A 22,216-nucleotide genomic window follows, 5' to 3' on the forward strand; every position below is an offset into this window, starting at 1 on the left:
CGACGCCTCACCGGGGCTGTGGGGGCAGGTGGGCCGACAAGATCGGGTGAACGCCGGTGTGGCCGGAGGGGAGTGCGGCCATACTGGCGGCCGAGCACTACGTTCCCCGGGGCAGGGGAAGGGTGTTCACCGACAGGACCGAGGGGGAGGTCGCGTGAGCAGTCAGCCGACGGGCGGTGCGCCGCCGGGCCCCGCCCTGCCCGCGCCCGCCGTCCCTGTGCCCCGCGCCCCCGCACCGGCCGGTCAGGCGGCCGGCCCGCCCGGTGAGCCGCCCGAGGAGAGCGGGCCCGGCCTCCCGGCGCGGCTGCGGGCGCAGGCGCGGACGGTGCCCGGTGGGCTGCGGGTGGTGGCGGGGCTGCTGACGGTGCTGATCGGGGCGTTCGGGGTGGTCGCCTCCTTCCAGATGGCGGAGCGGTCGGCCGCCGCCGAGGACGTGCTGCGCCGGTCGCAGCCGTTGAGTGCCGACGCCGCCGCCGTCTACCGCTCCCTCGCCGACGCCAACACGGCCGCGTCCAGCGGGTTCCTGGCGGGCGGTCTGGAGCCGGCGGAGGTGCGCGAGCGGTACGACCGGGACATCGCGACGGCCTCCCGGAAGCTGGTCACCGCCGCCGCGGCCACGGACGGCTCGGCCGAGTCGGCGGCCGAGATCGCCGAACTCAGCCGCCTGTTGCCGGTCTACACCGCCCGGATCGAGGCGGCCCGGGCCAACAACCGGCAGGGCCTGCCGCTGGGCGGTGCCTGGCTGCGCAACGCCAACGACCTCATGCAGGAGAAGATGCTGCCCGCCGCCGAACGGCTCTACCAGGCGGAGAAGGAGCGGCTGCGCACCGACTACGCCACCGCGCAGGGCTTCCCGTGGGCGGCGGTCGGGCTCGGGGTGCTGACGGTCGGCGCGCTGGGCGGAGTGCAGCACGCCCTGTACCGGCGCACCAACCGCCGTTTCAACGTGGGCCTGCTCGGCGCCACCGCCGCCTGCGGAACCCTGCTCCTGTGGGTGGCGGCCGGTCACACGCTGGCCTCCGGCGCGCTCTCCCAGTCGTACGAGGGCGGGGTGCGGTCGCTGAACGTCCTCAACGACGCGCGGATCAGCGCGCTGAAGGCGCGTGGCGGGGAGAACCTCACGCTGGTGGCGCGCGGCGCGGTGACGGTCCCGCAGGGGCGGAAGTTCGCGGGGCAGGACAGTTACGACGTGGCGTACCGGGCGGAGATGGCGCGGTTGCTCGGTCCGGCCGACACGGGCGAGAAGCGGGGCGGGCTGCTCGGGCAGGCGCTGGAGCTGGCCGACGACCCGCGGGGGCGCGACCCGGTGCGGGATGCCGCGGACCAGGCGGCCGAGTGGCGCGAACGCCACCTGAAGGCCCGTGAGTACGACGAGGCGGGCGACTACGACCAGGCCCTGAAGCGGGTGATCGGCGCCGAGCGGGACGAGGCGACCGGCGCCTCCTTCGACCGGCTGGACGCGGCGCTGGAGAAGGCCCTCGCCCACGAGCAGGGCGAGTTCGAGCGGGCGGCGGGGGACGGCGGGGGTGCGCTGACCGGCCTGGTGGCGGGCCCCCTGGTGCTCGCCGTGCTGGGCGCGGCGGGGGCCGGGACCGGCATCGCCCGCAGACTGGCGGAGTACCGGTGACAGGAGGCGCCATGAACCGTAGCGACCGTGAGCGGCGGCGCCGCGGCCCCCGGCTGCGCGGCTGGGGCGGGGTGACCGCCATGGCGGTGGCCTGCGTGCTGACGGCGGCGCTGGCGCTGCTGCCGCTCCAGCGGGTGACCGAGCTGGCGCTCGGCATCCCCGAGGGTGTGCCGCGCGGCCCGGCGGCCGCCGAGCCCGCCCGGGCGGAGGCGTGCGAGCGGCCGGAGGCGTCGAAGGCGCGGCCCTCGCGGGCGGAGGGCGCGACGCTCAAACGCATCAAGTCCCGTACCGACAAGCCGCGGAAGCTGATCGTCGGCATCGACCAGAACAGCTACCGGTGGGGTTACCGCGACCCGGCCACCGGCTCGCTGGAGGGGTTCGACATCGACCTGGTGCGGGCGATAGCGGCGGAGCTGATGGGTGATCCGGAGGCCGTGGTCCTCCGGGCGATACCCACCAACCAGCGGGTCCAGGCGATCGACAGCGGCGAGGTGGACATGGTGGTGCGCACCATGACCATCACCTGCGACCGGGTCAAGGAGGTGGCGTTCTCCACCGCCTACTTCGAGACCGGACAGCAGCTGCTGGTGCCCAAGGGTTCCGACATCACCGGGCACGACGCGTCGCTCAAGGGCCGCAAGGTCTGCGCGGCGGCCGGGTCGACGGCGCTGGCGGAGCTGGAGGCCGAGTCGCACGGCGCGGACATCTCCACCACCGTCCCCAACCAGCTCGACTGCCTGGTGCGGCTCCAGCTCGGCGAGGTCGACGCGGTCGTCACCGACAGCGCGCTGGCAGCCGGGCAGGCGGCGCAGGACCCGATGGTGGAGCTGGTGGGCGAGCCGTTCACCGAGGAGTTCTACGGCGTCGCGATGCACAAGGACGCCGACGACCTGGTGGCCCGGGTCAACCAGGTGCTGGTGGAGTACCGCAAGAGCGGCTGGGAGCAGTCGTACGACAAGTGGCTGGAGGCCGGCATGGGGAAGTCTCCCGGTCCGCCGCCCGCCACCTACCGGGACTGACCCGGCCCCGGCCCCGGCCGGGCGGCGGGACGGGGAGCGTACGGCGCGGGACGGGAAGCGGCAGCACGCCGCCGGGCACGCGCCCGGTGGCGCCACGGTGAAAGGGGAGCGATGGGTGTCGCGCGAGCGGACCCCGGGTCCGAGGGGCCCGGTGGTACGGCCGGTGGACCGGTGCTCGACAGGGACGAGGCGGACCGCGCGCTGGCGCGGCTCGACGCGGAGCGGGAGGCCGTCGAGAGTTCGCTGCTGGCCCTTCAGGACCACGCCGGGCGGCGGCTGCTGGAGGGCGCCGGGCTGACCGGTACGACGGCCGAGCGGTGGCGCGCCACGGAGGCGGACATCACCCGGCTGTGGGCGTACTTCGACGCGTACACGGCCGCCTTGGCCGAGGCCCGCCAGGTGCGGTCGCGGCGCCGCTGGCCGGGCCGGGAGGAACTGACGGCACTGACCGACCTGCTGTGCGGCCCCTCGGTGGCGGTGCCGGGCACGCCGGGTGGCGGCCCGGGCTCGGCGGTGCTGGCCGAACGGCTGTCGCTAGCCGAGCTGGTGGACCGGATGAACACGCTGTACGCCGACTCGCTGGCGGTGGTGGTGGCGGCCGACGCGGTCTGGTCGGCGCTGCCCGCCCGGATCGACCTGCTCGCCGCCGAGCAGCGCCGTACGCGGTCGCTGGCACGGTCGGTGGGGGTGCTGCCGGGCGAGCATCCGGCCGGGGGCGACCTGGAGCGGATCGGGCGGGTGCTGACGGTGCTGCGCGAGCAGGTGGTGTCGGACCCGCTCTCCTTCTGGGTGCCCGCCGACGGCGGCGGCACACCCGGCGCGGGGCGACCGGACACCCGGCGCTACGACCGGGAGGCGCGGGCTCTGGAGGAGGTCCGCCGGGAGATCGGGGCGGTCCTCCAGGTGCGCCAGGACGCGGAGGCGCGCCTGGCCCGGCTGCGGGACGTGCTGTCGCGGGCCGACCGGACGCTGGCGGAGGCGCGGACGGCACGGGGCGAGGTGCTGGCGAGGATCGCCGCGTCGGAGGTCCCGGCGGTCAGCGGTCCGCCGAGCGCCCTGAAGGAGCAGCTGTCGGCGGCCGCGGACCATCGCAGGCACGGCCGGTGGCACCGCCTCTCCCCGCTGCTGGACACGCTGGAGCGGCGGGCCGACGACGAGCTGGAACGGGCCCGCGCGTCGTTGACGGCGGTGACGGCCCCGCTGGCGGTCCGCGCGGAGTTGCGCGGGCGGCTGGACGCGTACCGGGCGAAGGTGTCCCGGCTGGGGATGGCGGAGGACCCGGTGCTGGCGGAGCGGTACGACGCGGCGCGGCGGGTGCTGTGGAGCGCCCCGTGCGATCTGCGGGTGGCCGAGGAGGCCGTTCTCAGGTTCCAGCGTGCGGCCGCCGAGGCGCCGGCGCCGGGCGGGACGGACGACGGGAGGGACGGGGCATGAGACGGAGCTGTCAGCGGCCGGGGTGCACCGGCGCGTACGAGGACGTGGGCGGGGGCGAGCTGTACTGCGACGAGTGCGGGATGGCGCCGGTGGTCGCGGCCGACGGCTCGCTCTCCTCGCCGCCGACCGGGGTGGCGGCGGGCGGCTCGGCGCGCTCGGGCCGCTCGGGGCGCGGCTCGGTGGGGCCCGGGGCGACGGGCGGCCCGGGGGCGGCGGGTTCGCGTTCCTCGCGCCGGTCGGTGTCGGGGCTGCTGTCGCGGTCGTCGCTGTCGGGCCGGGCTACCTCGCGGTCGGTGTCGGTGCGCAGTTCGGCCTCGGGCAGCTCCTCGCAGCGGGGACGGCTGGGGGCGGGGCTGGTGACGGTCCCGGAGGTGCCGCGGCCCGATCCGCGGACGGCGGTGGCGGCGGACCCGCGGGTGCCCGAGCGCAAGCGGTTCTGCAGCCGGTCGGAGTGCGGGGCGCCGGTGGGGCGTTCGCGCGGGGAGCGGCCGGGCCGCACGGAGGGGTTCTGCACCAAGTGCGGCCACCCGTACTCCTTCGTGCCGAAGCTGCGGGCCGGTGAGGTGGTGCACGGCCAGTACGAGGTGGTGGGCTGCCTGGCGCACGGCGGGCTCGGCTGGGTCTACCTGGCGGTGGACCGGGCGGTCTCGGACCGGTGGGTGGTGCTGAAGGGCCTGCTGGACACCGGCGACCAGGACGCCATGGAGGCGGCCATCTCCGAGCGGCGCTTCCTCGCCGAGATCGAGCACGCCAACATCGTGCGGATCTACAACTTCGTGGAGCACCTGGACCAGCGCACCGGCTCTCTCGACGGCTACATCGTGATGGAGTACGTCGGCGGCAAGTCCCTGAAGGAGCTGGCCAACGAGCGGCGCACCCCGGACGGCCGGCGCGACCCGCTGCCGGTGGAGCAGGCGTGCGCGTACGGCATCGAGGCGCTGGAGGCCCTGGGCCACCTGCACAGCCGGAACCTGCTGTACTGCGACTTCAAGGTCGACAACGCCATCCAGACCGAGGGCCAGCTCAAACTGATCGACATGGGCGCGGTCCGCCGGATGGACGACGAGGAGTCGGCGATCTACGGCACGGTCGGCTACCAGGCCCCCGAGGTCGCCACCCACGGCCCGTCGGTCGCCTCGGACCTGTACACGGTGGCGCGCACCCTGGCCGTCCTCACCTTCGACTTCCAGGGCTACACCAACGTCTACGCCGACAGCCTCCCCGACCCGCGCGACGTCCCGGTCCTCTGGACGTACGAGTCGTTCTACCGGCTGCTGATCCGGGCCACCGACCCCGATCCGACGCGGCGGTTCGCGACGGCGCAGGAGATGGCGGAGCAACTGACCGGGGTGCTGCGGGAGGTGGTGGCGCTCCAGTCGGGGCGGCCGCGTCCGGCGGTCTCCACGCTCTTCGGGCCGGAGCTGCGGGTGACCGACACCGAGGTGGTGCCGGACGACGGGGTGGTGTCGCGGCTCGGCGAGCGGCCGGCCCCGGTCGCCAGGCGGCGCAGGCGGGCCCCGGCCGAGGCGCCGGTGGCGGCTTCCGCGCCGGGTGCGGTCCCGGCGCTGCCCGGGCAGGCGCCGCCGGTGCGGGTGCCGGGGGTGGCGGCCTCGGCGGCCGTACCCTCGCCCCGGACTCCGCCGCTCGCCCCGGGCGCCTCCGTCCCGGCGGGCGCGCCGGACCCGGCGGCGGCCGCGCTGGCCCTGCCGATGCCCCGGGTCGACCCGGGCGACCCGAACGCCGGGTTCCTCGCGGGGCTGGCGGCCGCCGCCCCCGGCGAGCTGCTGGCCGCGCTCGGCCTGGCCACCGTCGACTCGCCGGAGCTGCGGCTGCGCAGGCTGCGGGCCGAGCTGGAGCGGGGCCGGGTGGCGGCCGCCGAGGAGGGGCTGCGGGAGCTGGAGGCGTATGTCCCGGACGACTGGCGGCTGGTCTGGTACCGGGGTGTCACCAGCCTCGCCTCGCGCGACTTCGAGGGGGCGGCGCTCTCCTTCGACGCGCTGTACGACGCCTTCCCCGGCGAACCGGCGCCCAAGCTGGCGCTGGGCCTGTGCGCCGAGGTGCTGGGCCAGTGGGACAACGCCGCCGAGTACTACCGCCTGGTGTGGACGACCGACCCGAGCTTCGTCAGCGCGGCCTTCTCGCTGGCGCGCGTGCGGTGGGCGGCGGGGCTGCGCCAGGAGGCCGCGCGGACCCTGGAGTCGGTTCCGGAAGCCTCCATCCACTACACCGCCGCGCGGGCCGCGGCGATCCGCGCGCGGCTGCGCAGACGCGATCCGACCGAGCCGCTGCTGTCCGACCTGACGGCGTGCGCGGCCCAGTTGGAGGCGTTGGAAGGGCTCGGTCTGGACGCGGTGCGCCGGGAGCGGCTGGCCACCGAGGTGCTGGGAACGGCCCTCGACTGGGTACTCTCGGGTAGCCCGGGGCAGACGCCTGACGGAGCTTCCGGTTCCGGGCCGCGGGCCGGTGGCACGGCCCGTACGGTGCTGCTGGGCAGCGAACTGGACGAGCGCGGCCTCAGATTCGGTCTGGAGCGCGCCTACCGGACCCTGGCCAGACTCGCCCGGCGGGGCGAGGAGCGGATCGAACTGGTGGAGCGGGCCAACCGCTTCCGCCCCCGGACGATGGTGTGATTGATGTCGCGGATTCCCCAACTCTCCGCCTGCCCCAGCTGCGAGGAGCCGCTGGAGCCGGCCGACCACTTCTGCGGGGCGTGCGGGTTCGACCTGTCGTCCGTGCCCGAGCCGCCCCGGGGCCGCCCCGGCGCGGTCTCGCCCGACGGGCCGCCCGCCCAGGGCGTCACGGGCACACCGGTGGCGTGGCCGCCCGCGCCACCGGTCCCGCCGTCGGCCGCGCCCGGCGAGGCCTCGCTGCTGCACCGGGCGGAGGAGCTGCCGGACACGGACGCGGCCGAGGCGCCGCCGGCGGGCGGGCCTGAGGGCTCCTCCGCCGACGCCGTAGTCCCGGCTGCCTCGGCCGACCCGTCCGCCGGGCCCACGTCGCCGGCCGCGCCGGCGCCCGCCGCCCCGGCCGGCCCGCCGGCTCCGGCCGTCCCCGCGGGCACCCCGCCGCCGTCGGCTCCGGCGCCCGCGCCCGGGCCCTGGGGGGCGCCGCCCGCCGCCGGTACGCGGGTTCCCGGCGCCCGGAGCGGCGGGGTCGAGGCCGCCGGGGAGCAGGGCGACTTCGCGCTCCCCGAGCCCGGAGCCGTACCGCCCGCGCCGCCCGTACCGCCCACCCCGCCGGCGCCCGCCGCTCCTCCCGCGCCGCCCAGCGAGGGGCCCCCGACCCTGGTCGACCCGGCGCCCGCTGGCGAGCCCGGGCCCGCCGAGGCGGAGACCGCCGCGGATGCGCCGCTCACCGGGGGCGACACGCCGGCCGACCCGCGGACCACCGTGGCCGGCGGGGCTCCCTCCGGGCGGAAGACCTGTGTGGCGTGCCGGGCCGGGCAGGTGGACGCGGACGGGTACTGCGAGAACTGCGGGCACGCGCAGCCGCGCGAGCGGGACCACATGGAGGAGGAGATCGCGGGGGTCGCGGCGGTCAGCGACCGGGGGCTGCGCCACCACCGCAACGAGGACGCGTTCGCGCTGGCCTCGGCGGCGCTGCCGGACGGTTCGCCCGCCGTGGTGGCGATCGTCTGCGACGGGGTGTCGTCCGCGACCCGCCCCGACGAGGCGTCCCTGGCCGCCTCCCGCGCCGCCAGTGAGTCGCTGGTGACCGCGCTCGGGCAGGGCACGCACCCGCAGACGGCGATGCACGAGGCGATCGTCGCGGCCGCCCGCGCCGTGGACGACCTGGCCGACGAGCGCCCGGCCGACGGGGAGGCGCCCCGTCAGAACGCCCCGGCCTGCACCATCGTCGGCGCCGTCGCGGCGGGCGGGCTGCTGGTGGTCGGGTGGATCGGCGACAGCCGCGTCTACTGGGTGCCGGTGGACCGCGAGGGCCCGGTCGCGCGGCTCACCGAGGATGACTCGTGGGCGGCGCAGATGGTCGCCGCCGGGCTGATGACCGAGGCCGAGGCCCACGCCGACGCGCGGGCTCACGCCATCACCGGCTGGCTCGGCGCCGACGCCTACGAACTCGACCCGCACACCGCCTCGTTCAAGCCGGACCGGCCGGGCGTGGTCGTGGTCTGCAGCGACGGCCTGTGGAACTACGCCGAGTCCGCCGAGGAGATGGCGGCCGCGGTCCCGGCCGACGCCCTCACCCGCCCGCTGCACAGCGCCCAGGTCCTGGTGGGCCACGCGCTGGACGGCGGCGGCCACGACAACGTCACGGTGGCGGTGGTCCCCTTCGACGTGCGGCCCCCGGGGGACGCCTGACAGATCCCGGGCGTGCCGGACATCACGGGCGCCGTACAGGATTCACCTGCCACCCCCTGAGGGCAGGATCGGCCTGACCGGGCCGGGACCGACGGCTCCCGGTGTACGTCATCGACGCTGTCCGCGCGGCCGGGCCGACTCCGGCCGCGCGGTCCCAGGGGGAGACAGATGGCCAACTTCGCCAAACCGGACGTGCCGCGGTTCACCGTGGAGGTCTACCAGAACGAGTTCCTGCCGGCGGGCGGGCGGGACGTCAACGCGATCGTCACCGCCACCGCGACCGGCGGCGGCACCCTCGGCGCCGCGCCCGGGCTCGCCGCCGGGGCGGGGGCGGCCTCGGCGGTGGCGCTGATGGTGGACTGCTCGGGCTCGATGGAGTACCCGTCCTCGAAGATGCGGCACGCCCGGGACGCCACCCGGGCCGCCGTTGACGCCCTGCGCGACGGGACGCGGTTCGCGGTGATCGCCGGGACCCACGTCGCCGAGGAGGTCTACCCGGGCGGCGACCGGCTCGCCACCGCCGACGACCGGACGCGGGCGGAGGCCAAGGAGTCGCTGCTGAATCTGCGGGCGGGCGGCGGCACCGCCATCGGCACCTGGCTGCGGCTGGCCGAGCGGCTCCTCGCCTCGGTCCCCGTCGCCATCCGGCACGGCATCCTCCTCACCGACGGGCGCAACGAGCACGAGGCGCCCGAGGAGCTGCGGGCCGCGCTGGACGCCTGCGCCGGGCGGTTCACCTGTGACGCGCGCGGTGTCGGCACCGACTGGGAAGTGAAAGAGGTCACAGGGATCGCCTCCGCGCTGCTCGGTTCGGCCGACATCGTCGCCGACCCGGCCGGGCTCGCCCCGGACTTCCGGCGGATGATGGAGGCGGCGATGGGCAAGGAGGTCGCCGACGTCTCGCTGCGGCTGTGGACGCCGCAGGGCGCGGAGATCACCTTCGTCAAGCAAGTCGCCCCGACCGTCGCCGACCTGACGGCCCGCCGGACGGACACCGGGCCGCGCGCCGGGGACTACCCGACCGGTTCGTGGGGCGACGAGTCCCGCGACTACCACGTCTGCGTACGGGTGCCCGCGGCCGACGTGGGCCGCGAGATGCTGGCCGCCCGCGTCTCATTGGTCGTGCCGCGGGGCGACGGCGGTGCCACGCCGCTCGCCCAGGGCCTGGTACGGGCGGTGTGGACCGACGACACGGCCGCCTCCACCTCGCTGAACCCGCAGGTCGCGCACTACACCGGACAGGCCGAACTGGCCGAGGCGATCCAGGACGGGCTGGCCGCGCGGAAGGCCGGGGACGTCGACGGGGCGACCGCGAAACTCGGCCGGGCGGTGCAGCTCGCGGGCGCCTCCGGCCACGCCGATACCGCGAAGCTGCTGGCCAAGGTGGTGGACGTGATCGACGAGGCGAACGGTACTGTGCGGCTGAAGGCACGGGTCGAGGACGCCGACGAGATGACCTTGGACACCCGCTCGACGAAGACGGCCCGCCTCCACCAACAGCACCCGCCGGCGCCCCGGCCCGGGACCGGGTGACGTCCCCGGGCCGCCTGAGGGTCCCGGCCGGGCGCCGCCGGTCCCGTCCACCCGGGACGTGACGGCGGGCATTGCCGTCTCCGCGGTCACAGCGGACACTGACGACTGCGGTCGCCGTGCCCGGCGCCCGCGGTGGGCGGCGGTGCCGCGCACACCGAACCACGACGACGACGTGCCCGAGGGCACGGACGCGGCCCCGCGGCCGCCGAAGGAGAGGGGAAAGGCCCGACATGCCGACCTGCCCCAACGGACACCAGTCGGACGCCGACGACTGGTGCGAGGTCTGCGGCCACCGCATGGCCGGCCCGGGTGTGCCTCCGGGGCCGGGCGGTCCCGGAGGCAACGTTCCCCCGCCGCCCCCGCCACCGCCCGCCCCCGGTTACGGCTACCCGCCGCCGGGCCCGGGCCACCAGCCTGGCGGCCCCGGCCCCGGTGGTCCCGGCGGCCCCGGCCCCGGTGGTCCCGGCGGCCCGCAGAGCGGCCCCGGTGGCCCCGGAGGACTGGGCGGCTTCGGCGGCCAGGGCGCTTCTGGCGGCCAGCCGCAGCTCTGCCCCCAGTGCCACACCCCGCGCGTAGCCGCCGAGCCGTTCTGCGAGGAGTGCCGGTGGAACTTCATCACCAACACCGCCACCTCGTACACGCCCGCAGCGCCCCGGCCCCCGGCCGGCGGCCCGCCCGGCGGCTTCGGCACGCCCCCGCAGTCGTACGACTACCAGGGCTCGCGCCCCTCGCAGATGAACCGCCCCGCCGAGCCGCTCAGCCCCGGCTCCCAGCAGGGCCCGCCGCCGGTGATGCCGAGCCAGCCGGGCGTACCGACCGCGTACCCGGCGCCGCCGTACGCGGGCGGGCCCGCTCAGGGTCCGCCGCCGCCTCCGCCGGCGACCGGTGGCGGGGCCTTCCCCGCGCAGGCGCCGCCCGGCGCCGGGCGGACCGGTGCCGGGCAGGACGACGACTGGGTGCTCCCCCCGCCGTCGGCCCCGGCGGGCGGGCCGTCCGGACCGCAGAGTTCCGGGCCGCAGGGGCCGGCGCCGCAGAGACCCGGGGCTTCGGCTCCGGCGACCTGGTCGGTGTCGGTGGGCCCGGACCGCTCCTACTTCATGGCGATGATGCAGCGCAGTGGCCCGGAGGCGTCCGGGCTGAACCTGCCCGCGTACTCGCCGGAGCAGCGCCACAGCCTGGTGGGCAACCAGCTCTCCATCGGGCGGCGGCGCCACTCCACCGGTGACACCCCGGACATCGACCTGTCGGTGCCGCCGGAGGACCCGGGCGTCTCGCACCAGCACGCCATGCTGGTCAAGCAGCCGGACGGCGGCTGGGCGGTGGTGGACCAGAACTCCACCAACGGCACCACCGTCAACGGCGGCGAGGAGCCGATCCAGCCGTACGTCCCGGTTCCGCTCTCCGACGGCGACCGGGTGCACGTCGGCGCCTGGACCACGGTGACCCTGCACCGCGACTGACCGACGCCGCCTCCGGTCCGAAGGCCGCGTCCGCCCCCGCACGGGGGTGGGCGCGGCCTTCGCGTGCGCCGGGCGTCAGACCAGCTCCCAGCGGTACGGCCCCTCGGGGTCGTCGAGCCAGGCGGTCAGGGTGGAGGAGCTGGCGGTGAGGCCGAACCGTTCGCGGACGGGGTGGTTCTCGCGCTGCCACACGTCGAGCGCCTCGGCGGGGCTGAGCCGCCCGGCGGTCAGCGTCAGCAGGAAGCGGAACCGCTCGTTGTTGAGCAGGTGCCGGGCGACGCCTTCGGCCGGGGGGAGCCGGTGTGCGGTGCGGGGCTCGGTGCCGCGCAGGGGGACGAAGTAGGCGGGGGTGGGCAGGAAGCGGCCCTCGGCGTGGTCGGGACCGTGCACGGTGAGGCGGACCAGGCCGGTCCCGAACGGCGTGAGGATCAGCCCGCCGGGCCGGGTCTGCGCCAGCCAGGCGCTGGGCACGGTGTCCAGCGCGCAGGTGGCGAGGACGCGGTCGTACGGCGCGTCGGCGCGGCAGCCGCGGGCGCCGTCGCCGGTGACGACGTGCGGGTGGAGCCCGGCCGCGTCGAGGTGGCGGCGGGCGGAGTCGGTGATGTCCGGGTCGAGGTCGACGGTGGTGACGTGGTCGGAGCCGAGCCGGTGGGCGAGGAGGGCGGCGTTCCAGCCGGTGCCCGCGCCGATCTCCAGGACCTTGTCGCCGTCGCGGACCCGCAGGTCGGCGAGCATCCTGGCCATCAGGGAGGGCTGACTGCTGGAGGAGAGGAGTTCGCCGTCGCGCAGCCGGGTGGCGAGCGGGGTGTCGGTGTAGACCCCGTCGAGCCAGCGCTGCCGCCGCCCGGGGTCGGGGTCCTCCCCCCACATACGCCGCCAGCCGCCCGCCGACGGCGCGTGATAGGTCGGCACGAAGAGATGCCGCGGAACGGCCGTGAACGCCTCCCGCCACTCCGGTTCCCCGTCGAACACCCCCTGATTGGCGATGTCCTGCAACAGCCCGGCCCGAGCCAGGGCCACCGCCTCCTCCCATCTCCCACCGGTCCCCCCACCCTCAGGAGCCTTACGCGGCCCCGGCGGCCCACCACCACCCTGCGTTCCTTGCTGTCCACGCGGATCGGTCATACCCCCACTGTGCTGCGCAGAACAACCAGAGGCCAACACATGCCCCCCACCCCCCCCGACCCCCAGCCCCAGACTCCAGGCCCCAGCCCCCAGGCCGCCACCGACAGCCCACCCCAGACCCCAGGCTCCACCGACAGCCCACCCCAGACCCGCCCCCGGCCCACCCCAAGCCCAGCCGGCGCTTGAGGCCACCCCACCCCAAGCCCGGCCGGCGCTTGAGGCCATCAGTGACCGCACCGGCCAACCGGCGCCACAGCAAAAGACAGCCCGGCCGGCGCGTGAGGCCCCCGGGAGACCTAAGTCCCCAGCCCTCCGCCGGCTCGTCTGCGACGATGGAACCGTGACTAACGACCCGCAGCACGACACGCTTCAGGAGCAGACCTTCTACGAGCAGGTCGGCGGCGAGAAGACCTTCCGGCGCCTGGTGCACCGCTTCTACCAGGGCGTCGCGGAGGACCCGCTGCTGCGGCCGATGTACCCGGAGGAGGACCTCGGGCCGGCCGAGGAGCGGTTCGCCCTCTTCCTGATGCAGTACTGGGGCGGCCCCCGCACCTACAGCGACCAGCGCGGCCACCCCCGGCTGCGGATGCGGCACGCCCCGTTCAAGGTCGACCGGGCCGCGCACGACGCGTGGCTGCGGCACATGCGGGTCGCCCTGGACGAGCTGGGACTCCCCGAGGAGCAGGAGCGGCTCCTGTGGAACTACCTGACGTACGCCGCGGCGTCGATGGTCAACACCGAGGGCTGACCCGCCCTCCGAACGCGTCCCCCCGCATCCCCTCCCCCTGCGTGGGGGATGCTCACATTCCGGCACTCCGTGAACGCATTACGGTCACGATCTGATCAAGTCGTCTGCCGGAGCGTTGTCGCGGCCGCCCCGCGCCGGAGAGGCTTCCCGGCAGACGTGCGGGACGGCAGCGGGGTGCGGGGGCGGCCTCCCCACGCAGGGGATTCGGGGGACGGTTCGTGACCAGGTTCGTACTGCTGCGGCTGCGCGCGCACCGGCTGCTGCTGTCCGCGGCACTGCTCGCCGTCCTGCTCACCGCCTCCGTACTGGCCGCCCTCACCGCTTTCTCCGGATCGGTCGGCGAGGCAGCCCTGCGCCACACCCTCGATCACCGGGCCGCCGCCGACGCGGCCCTGGTCGTCCACGGCGAGCCGGAGCCCGAGGCCCGCGAGGCCGCCGATCGGGCCGTCGCCGAGGGGGCCCGCCGCACCTTCGGCGGGCTGCCGGTGACCGTACGCACCCTGCCGCGCTCGGCCACGTACGCGCTGCCCGGGGCGCGGGCGGGCGAGGAGCCGTCGCTCACCCATCTCGCCGCTCTCGACCGCTCGCAGCTGCGGCTCGCCGCCGGGAGCTGGCCCGCCGACGGCGGCGCCGGGACCAAGGCCGACCCGCTGCGGGTGGCGCTGCCGGAGAGTGCCGCCGCCGCGCTGAAGCTGGCGCCGGGCGGCGAGCCGCTGACGCTGGCCGACCGGACCGCCGACCGCACCCTGACCGTCGAGATCACCGGCCTGTACCGGCCCGCCGACACCTCGGCGCCGTACTGGCTCCTGGACGAGCTGGGCGGGCGCGGCCTGCGCACCGTCGACTTCACCACCTACGGGCCGCTGCTGACCGGGCCGAAGGCGCTCGCCGCGCCCCGGGTCGCGCCCGGCCCCACCGGCTGGCTCGCCACCGCCGACCACTCCACCCTCGACACCGACCGCTCCGCCGTCCTGGCCAGGACGGCGACCGCCGAGGCCGCCCGCCTCGCGAAGAACCCCGCGCTCGGGGCCGGCGCCTCGGCCGAGACGGGGCTGCCGCAGGTGCTGGAGCGCTCCGAGCGGGCCCTGACCGTCTCGCGCACCACGCTGCTGGTCGTCGCCCTCCAACTGGTCCTGCTCGCCGGGTACGCGCTGCTGCTGGTCGCCCGGCTGCTGAGCACCGAACGCGCCGGGGAGACCGGGCTGCTGCTGGCCCGCGGCGCCTCGCGCCGCCGGGTCGCCGCGCTCGCCGCCGTGGAGGCGCTGCTGCTGGCGCTGCCCGCCGTCGTCCTCGCGCCGCTGCTCGCCGGGCCCCTCACCGACCTGATGGCCGGGCAGGGCGCGCTGGAGCGGATCGGACTGCGGCTGGACACCTCGCCGACCCCGGCCGTCTGGCTGGTGGCCGCCGCGACCGCGCTGGGCTGCGCCCTCGCCGTCGTCGCCCCGGCGCTCTCCGCCGCCTCCGGCCAGGACGCGGCCGGCGGCCGCACCGGCGCGCTGCCGGGCTGGGTCAAGGCGGGCGCGGACGTGGCGCTGCTGGCCGTCGCGGGCGCGGCGTACTGGCAGTTGGACCGTCGGACCGCCCCGGACGAAGGAGCGTCGGGCGTCGACCCGCTGCTGGTCGCGGCCCCCGCCCTCGCCCTGCTCGCCGGAACCGTCCTCACCCTGCGCCTGCTGCCGCCGGTGGCCGGGCTCGCCGAGCGCCGCGCCGCCAAGGGCCGGGGTCTGCCGGGCGCGCTCGCCGGGTGGCAGCTCAGCCGCCGCCCGCTGCGCGGCGCGGGCCCGGTGCTGCTGCTGGTCCTCGCCATGGCGATGGGCATGCTCGCCATCGGCCAGGGCGCCACCTGGGAACGGTCCCAGCGCGACCAGGCCGACTTCGCCGCGGGCGCCCAGGTCCGGGTGGCGGGCGGCCGGATACCGGAGGCCGACCGCGGCTGGGTGTACGGCGGCCTGGACGGCGTACGCGACACCGCACCGGTGCTGCGCTCCACCATGGACCTGGCCGCCGACCGGACGGCGTCCGTCCTCGCGGTCGACGCCGAGTTCGCCGGGGAGGCGCTGCTGCTCCGCGAGGACCTCGGCGACCGGGAGAAGGTCGCCCGGCTGCTCCGCCCGGCGCCGGTCGCCCCGGCCGGGGTGCCGCTGCCCGAGGAGACCGGACGGGCGGTGCTGACGACGCGGCTCAAGGCGGCCGGCGGGGACCACGGGGAGCCGCTGGCGCCGCGGCTGACGGTGGTGGTCGAGGACCGGTTCGGCTCCCGCCACCTGGTCCACACCGGGCCGCTGCCCGCCGACGGGGAACGCCGCGAGGTGGCGGTACCGCTCGCCACGGAGGCCCGGGGCAAGGGTGCGCGGAGCGCCGCCGCGCCCTTCACCGTCACCGAGGTGCGGCTCCAGGTCGACCAGCCCGCCGAGCGCGGGCAGGACCACGAACTGACCGTCGAGGAGATCCGTGCCGTGCCCGTGGGCGCGGACGGGCGGGGCACGGCGGTGCCGCTGCCGGACGGCTTCGCCTGGGAGGGCCACCGCGACACCGGCGGGACGGAACCGGAGGACGGCGACGGACCCCCGCCGCTCACCCCGCTCGCCCCCGCCACCACCGCGGACACCCCGCTGCGCGTCACCTACGAAACGGGCGTGGCCCCGGCGGCCTCGGACTCCTACTTCGCACGGGAGGAGGCGGGCGGCGTCGACATCACGGTCGGCGCGAAGCGGCCGGAACCACCGCCGCTGACCGCCGTGGCCACCCCGCGCTTCCTCGCCTCCAGCGGCGCGCGGACCGGGTCCGTGGTCGACGTCCCCCTGGGCGCCGAGACAGTGAGCGCCAAGATCACGGGGACCGTCGAGGCGCTGCCCACCACGGGCGCGGGCGACCGTACGTCCGGCGGCGGCGACGGCGGCGCGCTCCTGCTGGACCTGGCGGCGGTCAACGCCGCCCTGCACGACACCGGCGCCACCGCCCCCGTCCCCGGGGAGTGGTGGCTGCGGACCGCGCCCGGTGACGCGGCGAAGGCCGCCGCCGCCCTCGCCGCCCGGCCCGACACCGACCCGGAGCAGATCACCGACCGGCAGGCCATCGGCGAGCGGCTCCGCGACGACCCGCTCGGCGCCGGGCCGCAGGCCGCGCTGCTCGCCGTCGCCGTGGTCGCGGCCGCCCTCGCCGCCGTCGGCTTCGCCGTCAGCGCCGCCGGGTCGCTGCGCGAACGCGGCGCCGAACTCTCCGTGCTGCGGGCACTCGGCGCGCCCCGCCGCCAGCTCGCCCGGCTGATCGCCATCGAGCAGGCGGTGCTGATCGGCATCGCCCTGCTGGTGGGCCCCCTGCTGGGCGCGGTCCTGGCCCGCGCCGTGGTGCCCCTGGTCGTCCTCACCGGGGAGGCGACCCGCCCCCTCCCCGAGGTCCTGGTCGAGCTCCCCGTCGGCCGGCTCATCGCCCTGCTCGCCGGAGTCGTCGCCGTCCCCCTGCTGATCGTCGCCGCGCTCGCCCTCCGCCGGGGCGACCCGACCGTGACCCTGCGCCACGAGGGAGGCCGCTGACATGGCCGCACGATCAGCCGCCCCCTGGATACGCACCCGGCTGCGCGCCGCCCCGCTCCAGGCGCTCTCCCTCGCCGTCCTGGTCCTCGTCACGGCGTTCCTCGCCGGGGTCCTGCCGCGTGCCGTGGAGGACGCCGAGTCCGCCGGGCTGCGGCACGCGCTGCTCGGCGCCGGGCCGAACGGCGGGGCCGTCGAGGTGGTGGGCAGCCCGCCCGGCCCCCACCGGGCGACCGAGCTGCGCGAGGAGGCGGCCCGGGTGGAGACCCTGCGCGAAGTCGGCGAGGAGATCGACGCGCTCCTCCCGGCACCGCTGACCGCCGCGCCGGACCAGGGGTCGCTGGGGCTCCAGCTCTCCGGCTCGCTCCCCTCGGAGGACCCCGGCCTCCCCCGGCCCGACGGGCTCCCGCCGCGCTTCCTGGTCGCCGCCCAGGACGGCCTGGAATCCCACGCCCGGCTGGTCGCCGGGGCCTGGCCCCGGGGCGAGGACGTTCGCGCAGCCGACCGGAGCGCCGAGGCCGCGGTCACCCGCGCCACCGCCGAGGCCCTGCGGCTGAAGCCGGGCTCGGTCGTGCACCTGCCCGCGGTGCAGGGCCCGGACCGCGCCGTGCGGATCACCGGGATCGTGGAGCCCCGCGCCCCGCAGACCCCGTACTGGGCGCACACCGAGGTCCTGCGCACCCCCGGACTCCTCGAAGCCCCCGGCGGCAGCCCCTTCAGCACCCAGTACTACTGGCACGCCGCCCTGCTGCTGGCCCCCGACGCGGGCCCGTTCCTGTACGGCCTGGACCCGCTCCCCCAGGCGTACTGGCGGATCAGCCCCGACACCACCGGGCTCACCGCGCGGGACATACCGGCGCTCCAGGCGGGGCTGGCCTCGCTCGAGGGCGGGCCGCTCCTGTCCCGGCTGCGGACCGTGGTCTCCTCCGACGCCGAGGTCAGCACCGGTCTCGACGGAGCGGTGGACGGCCACGCCCGGCTCAGCCGGGCGGTCTCCTCGGTGACCGCCGTCGCCGTCGTCGGGGCCGGCGCGGTCGCCGGGGTGGTGCTGCTGATGGCGCAGGCGCTGACCGCCACCCGACGGCGCGCCGAGCTGACCCTGCTGCGCGCCCGGGGCGCCTCGGTCGCCGGACTGGCGGGCCGACTGCTCGCCGAGACCGCCGTGGTGGCGCTCCCGGCGGCCGCCGCCGGGCAGGCGCTGGCCTGGCTGCTGCTCCCCGAGGCCCGCGCCTGGCCCTCGCTGGCCGCCTCCGCGGCGGTCGCCGCGACCGCCTGCCTGGCCCTGCCGGTCCGCGCCGCCCTCGCCCACCGCACGTCCCGTGTCCACGAGGTTCGCGGTGACCTCGTCCTCACCCGCCCCTCCCGGCGCCGCACCGTCGCGGAACTCTCCCTGCTGGTGCTCGCCGCCGGCGCGGTGCTCGCGCTGCGCGGCGGGGGTACGGAGGCGGGCGGGCCGCTGGTCGCCGCCGCGCCGGTGCTGGTCGCGGTGATCGCCGCGCTGGTCCTGGCCCGGCTCTACCCGCTGCCGCTGCGGCTCGCGTTGCGCCCGCTCGCCCGGATGCGGGGCGCCCTCGGCTTCCTCGCCGTGGCCCGCACCGGGCGCGGCTCACCGGCGCAGGTGCTGCCGCTGCTCGCGGTACTCGTCGCGCTGACCACGGCGGCCTTCGGCGGGGCGGTGCTCGCCGGGATCGGCGACGCCCGGGACCGGGTCGCGCTCCTCGCCACCGGCGCCGACGCCCGCGTCGAACGGAGCCGGGCGCCCCTGCCCGACGGGTTCGCCGACAAGGTCGCCGACATGGACGGCGTACGCCACGTGGCCACCGCCCACCTCGACTACAGCATGGCCCTGCCCGACGGGACGACGGCGGCGATGGCCGTGGTCGAGCCCGACGCGTACGCGCGGCTGGCGCGGGAGACCGGGCTCGGCGCCTTCGACCCGGAGGTGCTGCGCACGGCGCCGCCCGGCGCGGCCCCCACCGAGAGGTCCGGGCCGGTCCTCTCGGCCATCGCCTCGCCGAAGACGGCCGAGCTGCTGGGGAAGGAACGGCACCGTTGGGGCGGGCCGCTCGGCCGGTTCACCCTCCAGGTCACCGCGGTGCGCGACACCACGCCCGCCCTGCCCGACCAGGAGTTCCTGCTGGTCGACGGGGAGAGCCTGCCGAAGGCGCTGCCGACCGTCGTCCTCGCCACCGGCTCCGGCCTGGACGAGGCCGCGCTGAAGAAGGCGGCGGGCTCCGCCGGCGAGCACACCGAGCTGACCCTGCGTGCCGCCGAACGCGCCGCGCTCACCGACTCGCCGCTCCAGTCCGGCGCCGAACGCCTCTACCTGGGCGCGGTGGTGGCCGGGGTCGGCTTCGCCGCCCTCGCCGTGCTGCTGGCGCTGCTCCAGTCCGCGTCCGAGCGGACGGCGCTGCTGGCCCGGCTACGCACGATGGGACTGAGCGCGCGGCAGGGCAGGCGGCTGCTGATCCTGGAGTCGCTGCCGCAGGCGGTGCCGGCGGCGGTCGGCTGCGTGCTGGTCGGCCGGGCCGCCGTCGCGCTGATGGCCGACGGGGTGAGCCTGGAGCTGCTCGCCCTGCCCCCCGGGACGGACGCGGCGCAGGCCGTGCAGCTGCGGGCCGACGCCTGGTCGCTGCTGCTGCCGGCCGCCGGGAGCGTCCTGCTGACCGTGGCGGTGGCCGCCGCCCAGGCCTGGTGGACCGCGCGCCGCACGGCGGCGACCGAGCTGCGGGCGGGGGACGGCCGGTGACGGCCCGCCCCGGCCTCGCGGCCCCTTCGCACCGGGCCCTCCCTTCACTCCGTACGGCACCCAAGGCGGGAGTTCGACCATGACCCACTCCACGGAAACCGGGCCCGGCGACGGCGGTGCGCGGCAGGGGGCCGGGGGCGACGTGTCGCTGGCCGACCTGGAGGCGCGGGCCGCGGCGCGGCGCGACCGTCCGGCGTACGGGCACGACGCGCTGATCACCTGCGACCGGCTGGTGCGGATCTTCTCCGCCGACGGCGTGGAGGTGCAGGCGCTCCAGGGGCTGGACCTGCTGGTGCGCGAGGGCGAGCTGATGGCACTGGTGGGTGCCTCGGGCAGCGGCAAGTCGACGCTGATGAACATCCTCGCCGGGCTGGACGAGCCGAGCGCCGGGGCGGCATCCGTGGCCGGGTGCGACCTGCTGGCGATGGGCGCGAAGGAGCGGCTGCGCTACCGCAGGGAAGTGGTCGGCTTCGTCTGGCAGCAGACCGGCCGGAACCTGCTGCCGTACCTGACGGCGGCGCAGAACGTGTCGTTGCCGATGCAGTTGCGCGGCGGCGCCCGCAAGCGCGCGGGCCGCGCCCAGGAGCTGCTGGACCTGCTCGGCGTCGGGCAGTGCCGGGACCGGCGTCCGCACCAGATGTCCGGGGGCCAGCAGCAGCGGGTGGCGCTCGCCGTGGCCCTCGCCAACGAACCCGCGGTCCTCCTCGCCGACGAGCCGACCGGCGAACTCGACTCGCACACCGCCGAGGAGATCTTCGCCGCGTTCCGCACCGCCAACGAGGAGCTGGGCACCACCATCGTCATCGTCACCCACGACCAGGCGGTCGCCTCGGAGGTGCGCCGGACCGTCGCCATCCGCGACGGCCGGACCTCCACGGAGGTGCTGCGCCGCACCGAGGTGGACGCGGCCACCGGCCAGGAGGCGGTGGTGGCCCGGGAGTACGCGATGCTCGACCGGGCCGGGCGGCTCCAGCTGCCCGCCGACCACGTCGCGGAGCTGGGCCTGCGCGACCGGGTGCTGCTGGAGCTGGAGAGCGACCACCTCGGGGTGTGGCCGGACCCGGAGCAGCGGGAGGGCTGACGGGGCCCGGCCCCGGTCGCCCCGGCCGTCGCCCGCTCAGGTGCCGGTGGACTCGACCGGCTGGCGCAGGATGGTGCGCAGACGGGAAGGGGCGGTGCGGCGGGCGTCCGAGAGGTGGATCTCGTGGTGGGTACCGCGGGGTCTCAGGCTGTGGCCGGGCAGGTACTCGTCGTGCGTGCGGGCGATGGTGGGGGCCTCTTCATGGCGGGCACGTCGACCCGCTCGAAACTCTGCTTCGCGGTGCAGAGGTTCCGCAGTTCCCGCTTCACGTCGTAGTTCTGCATGGAGAAGCGGCTCCCGGGAGGGGACGGGCGGCGGTGAGCGGGCGGGCGTCACCGCGCGGGCCCTCAGGATGCCACGCGTCCGTCCTCTGCGAGGTGAGCCGAGGGGCCGCCCTGCCGGGCGTCAGCGGACGCTGACCCCGAAGGCGCCGAGGCCGGCGCGGCGGACCGCGACCGAGCCGTAGGGCGTGCGCAGCCGCAGCCACGCGCCCGCCGACCGCAGGGCGAACGGCTCCGGGGAGTCGTCCCCGGCGGCGGAACCGGCGGAGACGCGGACCGGGGCGGGACGCAGGAAGCCCATGGCGTGGGCGGCGTGCGCGGCGCGGACCGGCAGGGCGGTGTCGCCGAGCGGCCGGGACCAGATGTCGTGGCCGATCGCGTCGAGGGCGCTTCGGGTCCGCTCCTGGGGCGCCAGCGCCTCGGTGCGGGCGCGGAACTCGGCGACGACGCCCGCGACCACCGACCGGACCGCGTCGGGGGCGGGCAGGCCCGGCTCGGGCCGCCAGCCGGTGCGGGGCGGCAGCACCCCGGCCCAGGGCGGGCCGGTGACCGCCGCCGGGACGCCGAAGGGCGCGCCGGGCTCGGGCTCGGCGTGGACCAGTTCCAGCAGCTCACCGGCGGAGACGGTGCGGTCCAGGCTCTGCGGGGCGTCGTCCAGCAGGACGGTGCGGACCGCCAGCACCTCGAAGGAGGCGGGGCGGCCGAAGACCGCCAGCCGCTCCCCGGTGAGCTGGAGGCGGACGGCGGCGGCCTTGTCGTAGTGGACCAGGCGGCGCAGGAAGGCGGCCAGGTCGGCCGCCTCCCCGCGGTCCGCCGGGCGCAGGGGTGCCGTACTCACGCGGTACGCGCCCCCGGCACGCCCGCCTCCTCGGCGCCGGGCTCCTCCGGGAGGTACTTCTCCAGGAAGTGGCGCTCCTCTTCGGTGATGCGGCGCGGGCGCTGCGTCCGGAAGTCGTAGGGGACGACGACGGTCGAGGCGCGGACGTAGACGGTGCCCGGTCCTTCCTCGGTGTCGGGGTCCTTGACCTCGTAGGCGATGGTCAGCGAGGCGCCGCGGATGCTGGTCACCCACGATTCGACCAGCACCGGTTCGTGCCGGTGGACGAGGGGGCGCTTGTAGTCGATCTCGTGGCGAGCGACGACGGAGCCGCCGGAGAACGACGTGCTGCCGTTCCCCGGCGCCAGCCGGAACATGAAGTCGATCCGCGCCTCTTCCAGGTACCGCAGGAAGACGACGTTGTTGACGTGCCCGAAGGCGTCCATGTCCGACCAGCGCAGGGGGCAGCGGTAGAGGTGGCGGGCCACGCTGG

At 76.9% G+C, this 22,216-nt stretch carries 15 protein-coding genes; 11 read left to right on the forward strand and 4 right to left on the reverse strand.

What is annotated here, in order from left to right; all coding sequences use genetic code 11:
* The first annotated feature begins 154 nt into the window (after positions 1-154).
* From ACFWMZ_RS11945 to ACFWMZ_RS11975, 7 genes are all read left to right on the forward strand, one after another.
* Positions 155-1,627, forward strand: coding sequence for a hypothetical protein (locus ACFWMZ_RS11945; RefSeq protein WP_383201105.1), 1,473 nt, complete (start codon positions 155-157; stop codon positions 1,625-1,627).
* A gap of 11 nt (positions 1,628-1,638) precedes the next feature.
* Complete coding sequence (locus tag ACFWMZ_RS11950) at positions 1,639-2,646, forward strand: glutamate ABC transporter substrate-binding protein (protein WP_383201107.1); 1,008 nt, start codon at positions 1,639-1,641, stop codon at positions 2,644-2,646.
* A 111-nt stretch (positions 2,647-2,757) separates the two neighbouring features.
* Complete coding sequence (locus ACFWMZ_RS11955; protein ID WP_383201110.1) at positions 2,758-4,080, forward strand: hypothetical protein; 1,323 nt, start codon at positions 2,758-2,760, stop codon at positions 4,078-4,080.
* The gene (locus ACFWMZ_RS11960; RefSeq protein ID WP_383201113.1) at positions 4,077-6,710 is read left to right on the forward strand and encodes a tetratricopeptide repeat protein; all 2,634 of its coding nucleotides are present in this window, start codon (positions 4,077-4,079) and stop codon (positions 6,708-6,710) included. Before ACFWMZ_RS11955 ends, ACFWMZ_RS11960 begins: the two co-directional genes overlap by 4 nt.
* Positions 6,711-6,713: 3 nt before the next feature.
* The gene (locus tag ACFWMZ_RS11965) at positions 6,714-8,399 is read left to right on the forward strand and encodes a PP2C family protein-serine/threonine phosphatase (RefSeq protein WP_383201116.1); all 1,686 of its coding nucleotides are present in this window, start codon (positions 6,714-6,716) and stop codon (positions 8,397-8,399) included.
* A 168-nt stretch (positions 8,400-8,567) separates the two neighbouring features.
* Positions 8,568-9,932 (forward strand): VWA domain-containing protein, encoded by a 1,365-nt coding sequence (locus tag ACFWMZ_RS11970; protein WP_383176860.1) that lies wholly within the window; start codon positions 8,568-8,570, stop codon positions 9,930-9,932.
* Between the two features lie 230 nt (positions 9,933-10,162).
* Complete coding sequence (locus ACFWMZ_RS11975) at positions 10,163-11,392, forward strand: FHA domain-containing protein (protein ID WP_383201119.1); 1,230 nt, start codon at positions 10,163-10,165, stop codon at positions 11,390-11,392.
* Positions 11,393-11,467: 75 nt separating this feature from the next.
* Here ACFWMZ_RS11975 and ACFWMZ_RS11980 read toward each other — a convergent pair whose 3' ends face one another.
* A complete protein-coding gene (locus ACFWMZ_RS11980) occupies positions 11,468-12,412 on the reverse strand; it encodes a methyltransferase domain-containing protein (RefSeq protein ID WP_383176854.1) in 945 nt (314 codons plus the stop codon).
* 445 nt (positions 12,413-12,857) lie between these two features.
* Here ACFWMZ_RS11980 and ACFWMZ_RS11985 point away from each other — a divergent pair, with 445 nt between their 5' ends.
* From ACFWMZ_RS11985 to ACFWMZ_RS12000, 4 genes are all read left to right on the forward strand, one after another.
* A complete protein-coding gene (locus ACFWMZ_RS11985; RefSeq protein WP_383176852.1) occupies positions 12,858-13,265 on the forward strand; it encodes a globin in 408 nt (135 codons plus the stop codon).
* 218 nt (positions 13,266-13,483) lie between these two features.
* Complete coding sequence (locus ACFWMZ_RS11990) at positions 13,484-16,798, forward strand: FtsX-like permease family protein (RefSeq protein WP_383201122.1); 3,315 nt, start codon at positions 13,484-13,486, stop codon at positions 16,796-16,798.
* A 1-nt stretch (position 16,799) separates the two neighbouring features.
* Complete coding sequence (locus tag ACFWMZ_RS11995) at positions 16,800-19,544, forward strand: ABC transporter permease (protein WP_383201125.1); 2,745 nt, start codon at positions 16,800-16,802, stop codon at positions 19,542-19,544.
* 79 nt (positions 19,545-19,623) lie between these two features.
* Positions 19,624-20,625 (forward strand): ATP-binding cassette domain-containing protein, encoded by a 1,002-nt coding sequence (locus tag ACFWMZ_RS12000; protein WP_383176841.1) that lies wholly within the window; start codon positions 19,624-19,626, stop codon positions 20,623-20,625.
* Between the two features lie 143 nt (positions 20,626-20,768).
* On the opposite strand, the gene ACFWMZ_RS12005 is transcribed toward ACFWMZ_RS12000, so the two are convergent.
* The 3 genes from ACFWMZ_RS12005 to ACFWMZ_RS12015 form a co-directional block, all read right to left on the reverse strand.
* Positions 20,769-20,909: a hypothetical protein gene (locus tag ACFWMZ_RS12005; RefSeq protein ID WP_383176838.1), complete on the reverse strand. Its 141-nt coding sequence runs from the start codon at positions 20,907-20,909 to the stop codon at positions 20,769-20,771.
* A gap of 121 nt (positions 20,910-21,030) precedes the next feature.
* Positions 21,031-21,744 carry a hypothetical protein gene (locus tag ACFWMZ_RS12010; RefSeq protein WP_383201127.1) on the reverse strand — a complete coding sequence of 238 codons (714 nt, stop codon included), beginning with the start codon at positions 21,742-21,744 and terminating at the stop codon, positions 21,031-21,033.
* On the reverse strand, positions 21,741-22,211 hold the full coding sequence (locus ACFWMZ_RS12015; RefSeq protein ID WP_383176832.1) for an acyl-CoA thioesterase: 471 nt from the start codon (positions 22,209-22,211) through the stop codon (positions 21,741-21,743). Before ACFWMZ_RS12015 ends, ACFWMZ_RS12010 begins: the two co-directional genes overlap by 4 nt.
* Positions 22,212-22,216: the final 5 nt, after the last annotated feature.

Origin of the sequence: Streptomyces sp. NPDC058373 (assembly GCF_042723275.1) — a bacterium.
In the GTDB taxonomy this organism is placed as follows: Bacteria; Actinomycetota; Actinomycetes; order Streptomycetales; family Streptomycetaceae; genus Streptomyces.